Source organism: Streptococcus sp. 2106 (genome assembly GCF_013277315.1).
Classification (GTDB): domain Bacteria; phylum Bacillota; class Bacilli; order Lactobacillales; family Streptococcaceae; genus Streptococcus; species Streptococcus pseudopneumoniae.
In genome coordinates, this window is record NZ_VMMS01000009.1 from 8,645 (window position 1) to 13,417 (window position 4,773).

A 4,773-nucleotide genomic window follows, 5' to 3' on the forward strand; every position below is an offset into this window, starting at 1 on the left:
TGATTTTTATTGAGTATAAGAAAAATAAAAAATAGAGAGCAGTTAAAGTATGAAAATTTTAATTGTAGAAGATGAAGAGATGATCCGTGAGGGGGTCAGTGATTATTTGACGGATTGTGGCTATGAAACCCTTGAGGCTGCAGATGGGCAAGAAGCCTTAGAAAAATTTTCCAGCTATGAAGTAGCCTTGATTTTACTAGATATCCAGATGCCCAAGCTCAATGGTCTAGAAGTCCTAGCTGAGATTCGTAAAACCAGTCAGGTTCCTGTCTTGATGCTGACCGCCTTTCAGGATGAGGAATACAAGATGAGTGCCTTTGCTTCTCTGGCAGATGGCTATCTGGAAAAGCCCTTCTCCCTCTCCCTCTTAAAAGTGAGGGTGGATGCAATTTTCAAGAGATACTACGATACAGGACGAATCTTCTCTTATAAAGATGCCAGGGTGGATTTTGAGAGCTACAGTGCCAGTCTAGCAGGTCAAGAAGTGCTTATCAATGCCAAAGAGTTGGAAATTCTGGACTATCTGGTGAAAAATGAAGGCCGGGCCTTGACTCGGTCTCAGATAATCGATGCCGTCTGGAAAGCGACAGATGAGGTTCCCTTTGACCGTGTCATTGATGTTTATATCAAGGAATTGCGGAAAAAGCTAGACTTGGACTGCATCCTCACTGTGCGCAATGTTGGTTATAAATTGGAGCGAAAATGAGACGAACAGGTTTATTTACAAAGATATTTATCTATACCTTCTCGATATTTAGTGTTCTGGTTATCTGCCTTCATTTAGCTATTTATTTTCTATTTCCCTCGACTTATCTGAGTCATCGTCAGGAAACCATTGGCCAGAAAGCGACAGCTATTGCCAAGTCCCTAGAAGGAAAGGATAGGCAGAGCATCGAGCAAGTGTTAGAGCTGTATTCCCAGACTAGTGATATCAAGGGGGGCGTTAAGGGCGAGATGACAGAGGACAAGTTAGAAGTCAAGGACAGCATTCCTCTGGATACGGACCGTCAGACCACCTCTCTCTTTATTGAGGAGCGTGAGGTGACAACGCAAGATGGTAGCACCATGACTCTCCAGTTTCTGGTTTCTATGGATTTGCAAAAGGAAGCAGAGCAAATCAGTCTCCAATTTCTTCCCTATACCTTGCTGGCATCCTTTCTAATTTCCCTCTTGGTGGCCTACATCTATGCTCGGACCATTGTTGCCCCGATCTTGGAAATCAAACGGGTGACTCGTAGAATGATGGAACTGGATTCCCAAGTGCGATTGCGCGTGGATTCTAGGGATGAGATTGGTGATCTCAAGGAACAAATCAATAGCCTCTACCAGCATCTTTTGACTGTCATTGCAGACTTGCATGACAAGAATGAAGCCATTCTCCAGCTGGAGAAGATGAAGGTCGAATTCCTACGAGGGGCTTCTCATGAACTGAAAACACCGCTGGCTAGTTTGAAAATCCTGATCGAAAACATGAAAGAGAATATCGGTCGTTATAAGGATAGAGACCAGTATCTGGGAGTTGCCTTGGGGATTGTGGATGAACTCAATCACCATGTTCTGCAGATACTTTCCCTCTCTTCTGTGCAGGAGTTGCGAGATGATAGGGAAGAAATTGACCTCCTCCAGATGACACAAAGTCTGGTTAAGGATTATGCCTTGCTCGCCAAGGAAAGAGAGCTCCAGATTGACAATAGTTTGACCCATCAGCAGGCTTATCTAAACCCATCAGTTATGAAGTTGATTCTTTCTAATCTCATCAGCAATGCCATCAAGCACTCTGTTCCAGGTGGCTTGGTTGGCATTGGAGAAAGAGAAGGGGAACTCTTTATCGAGAATAGCTGTAGCTCAGAAGAACAAGAAAAACTAGCCCAGTCTTTTTCTGATAATGCTAGTCGCAAGCCCAAAGGGCCTGGGATGGGACTCTTTGTGGTCAAGAGTCTATTGGAACATGAAAAATTAGCTTATCATTTCGAGATGGAGGAGAATCGTTTAACCTTCTTCATAGCTTTTCCAAAAGTCGCCCAAGACTAGAGATAGAAAGGGTTTACATGGATGAAGCTAGAAGAAATTAAATCGAAACTACGGGAAAAACTAGATTTTTTTGTCAAAAAGTGATAAAATGAACAATGTAAATGGGGTGACCCATAAAAATATACAGGAGGCCTGATAAAATGGCAATCGTTTCAGCAGAAAAATTTGTCCAAGCAGCTCGTGACAACGGTTATGCAGTTGGTGGATTTAACACAAACAACCTTGAGTGGACTCAAGCTATCTTGCGCGCAGCAGAAGCTAAAAAAGCTCCAGTTTTGATCCAAACTTCAATGGGTGCTGCTAAATACATGGGTGGTTACAAAGTTGCTCGCAACTTGATCGCTAACCTTGTTGAATCAATGGGTATCACTGTACCAGTAGCTATCCACCTTGACCACGGCCACTACGAAGATGCACTTGAGTGTATCGAAGTTGGTTACACTTCAATCATGTTTGACGGTTCACACCTTCCAGTTGAAGAAAACCTTAAATTGGCTAAAGAAGTTGTTGAAAAAGCACACGCTAAAGGTATCTCAGTAGAAGCTGAAGTTGGTACTATCGGTGGTGAAGAAGACGGAATCATCGGTAAAGGTGAATTGGCTCCAATCGAAGACGCTAAAGCAATGGTTGAAACTGGTATCGACTTCTTGGCAGCTGGTATCGGTAACATCCACGGTCCTTACCCAGCAAACTGGGAAGGTCTTGACCTTGACCACTTGCAAAAATTGACAGAAGCTCTTCCAGGATTCCCAATCGTATTGCACGGTGGTTCAGGTATTCCTGATGAGCAAATCCAAGCAGCTATCAAACTTGGTGTTGCCAAAGTTAACGTTAACACAGAATGCCAAATCGCATTCGCTAACGCAACTCGTAAATTTGCTCGTGACTACGAAGCAAACGAAGCAGAATACGATAAGAAAAAACTCTTCGACCCACGTAAATTCTTGGCTGACGGTGTAAAAGCTATCCAAGCATCGGTTGAAGAACGTATCGACGTATTCGGTTCAGAAGGTAAAGCATAATCTAGCTGAATAATACAGATAAAACCTGCCTGTGAGGGTGGGTTTTTTGATTTCAAGCTACTCGTTTTAGTATAGTAAACTGAATCTAGACTAGCACAATGCTGCTTCTATAGCGTTTTGAAACTAGAACAGGACAATATAACTGCTAAAATATTTCTATAAATTCATTTGATTTTCCTAATCAATTTGTTCGTATCCTATTTCATTCCACTATAAAACATTCTTATCAATTGATTTGAATTCCAAAATTTCATCGCTCTGGTCTTATTTCATTTGGCTATAAAAAACTCTCCTGGGGAATCCCAGGAGAGTATGAGTACTTATTTGAACTTGAATCCTTCGTAAATAAGCTCTGCTTTTGGATTTTGTTTCTTAATCTGTTTGGCAAGTGTCTTCATCATAGAAAGGGGACCACACATATAGACGGTTGCCTGTTCGGGCACTTCTTCTTGCTCAAAATTAAGATAGCCGTCTTTCCTACTGTCTACTAGATGGAGTTCAAAATTAGGATTTTTCTGAGCATAGTCATGGAGTAAATCTAGGTAGACTGCATTTTCATCTCCACGGAAGCTATAGTAGAAGTGAACCTGTTTATCTAAAATAGGATGTTCACGGATGTAAGAGATGAAGGGGGTGATCCCAATACCTCCAGCAATCCAAACCTGATTTTCTCGTCCTTCTTCTATGATCATGTGTCCGTAAGCTCTGTCTAGGGTTACTTTGCTGCCGGCTTGAAGATTGTCATAGATATTCTTGGTATGGTCGCCTGAATTTTTAACAGTAAAGTAAAGAGTTTGGCCATGACCTCCTGAGATAGAAAAGGGATGCGGAGCACTTTCAAAGCCTTCTTGGAAAATCTTTAGAAAGGCAAATTGTCCTGATTGATAGTTGAAAGGTCTGCTAAGATGGATTTGAATTTCTCTAGTATCGTGATTTAAGCGTTTGAGATGGGTAATTTTCCCTAGATAGGGGAAGGAAATCTTTTGATATAGAAAAATGATATAAAAACCAGCTAGTAAGCCTAAAAGGGCATAGCTACCAACAAGAAAACTTAGAAGATTAAATGTAAGGAGACGATTGCCCATTATCATGTAGATGTGAAAGAGTCCTAAAATATAGGCTAGGTAAACCAGGCGGTGAATCCATCGCCAAGCTTCGTATTGGATGTATTTGCCTAAATAGGCGACAAGGATGATGCTGGCAAAGATATAGATGGCAAGATTACCAAACTGAGCAGCTAAGCGAGAGCCCCACAAACCGCCCATACTAAAGTTATGAAAGATTAGTAGGATGATTGAGAGAAAGGCTGTGAATTTGTGGACGGTGTAGACCTTCTCCAAACCGTGAAACCAGCTTTCTAGTAGTGGGAGACGAGTGGCTAGGATAAAAGTCAGAGATAGGCTTGTTAAAGCTAGTCCTGGAATCATGAATTGGGGAGAAGTGTTCATCCAAGTCAAAAGAGTCAAGATAAAACTAGCTATGATAAAGAGTAGTCCTTTGATTGATTTCATAGAAAATTCCATTTCATTTAGATTTCGATTTGTTGTAAATGAATTTGTTACATTTTATCATAGAAAATGTATGGTGTCAAATCTAGGTGTGTAAATCTCTGTTCTTATAAAAAACTCTCCAATTGAACTGGAGAGTGGCTGTTTATACTCAATGAAAATCAAAGAGCAAACTAGGAAGCTAGCCCGCAGGCTGCTCAAAACACCGTTTT

4 protein-coding genes are annotated in these 4,773 nt (G+C 41.3%); 3 read left to right on the top strand and 1 reads right to left on the bottom strand.

Features of this window, described 5'->3' with window-relative positions:
* Nucleotides 1-49 precede the first annotated feature (49 nt).
* From vncR to HT723_RS01205, 3 genes are all read left to right on the top strand, one after another.
* Nucleotides 50-706, top strand: coding sequence for a response regulator transcription factor VncR (gene vncR / locus HT723_RS01195; RefSeq protein ID WP_000697964.1), 657 nt, complete (start codon nt 50-52; stop codon nt 704-706).
* Nucleotides 703-2,031, top strand: a complete 1,329-nt coding sequence (gene vncS / locus HT723_RS01200) for a sensor histidine kinase VncS (RefSeq protein ID WP_001254965.1) — start codon at nt 703-705, stop codon at nt 2,029-2,031. Before vncR ends, vncS begins: the two co-directional genes overlap by 4 nt.
* Nucleotides 2,032-2,171: 140 nt before the next feature.
* Nucleotides 2,172-3,053, top strand: a complete 882-nt coding sequence (locus HT723_RS01205; protein WP_001019001.1) for a class II fructose-bisphosphate aldolase — start codon at nt 2,172-2,174, stop codon at nt 3,051-3,053.
* A 320-nt stretch (nt 3,054-3,373) separates the two neighbouring features.
* Here the strand turns inward: HT723_RS01205 and HT723_RS01210 are convergent, their stop codons facing one another.
* The gene (locus HT723_RS01210) at nt 3,374-4,564 is read right to left on the bottom strand and encodes a ferric reductase-like transmembrane domain-containing protein (protein ID WP_172934464.1); all 1,191 of its coding nucleotides are present in this window, start codon (nt 4,562-4,564) and stop codon (nt 3,374-3,376) included.
* Between the last annotated feature and the right edge of the window lie 209 nt (nt 4,565-4,773).

Bases quoted from the DNA above. Each gene is read 5' to 3' on its own strand.
- vncR (WP_000697964.1), top strand. From the start codon at position 50: ATGAAAATTTTAATTGTAGAAGATGAAGAGATGATCCGTGAGGGGGTC.
- vncS (WP_001254965.1), top strand. From the start codon at position 703: ATGAGACGAACAGGTTTATTTACAAAGATATTTATCTATACCTTCTCG.
- HT723_RS01205 (WP_001019001.1), top strand. From the start codon at position 2,172: ATGGCAATCGTTTCAGCAGAAAAATTTGTCCAAGCAGCTCGTGACAAC.
- HT723_RS01210 (WP_172934464.1), bottom strand. From the start codon at position 4,564: ATGAAATCAATCAAAGGACTACTCTTTATCATAGCTAGTTTTATCTTG.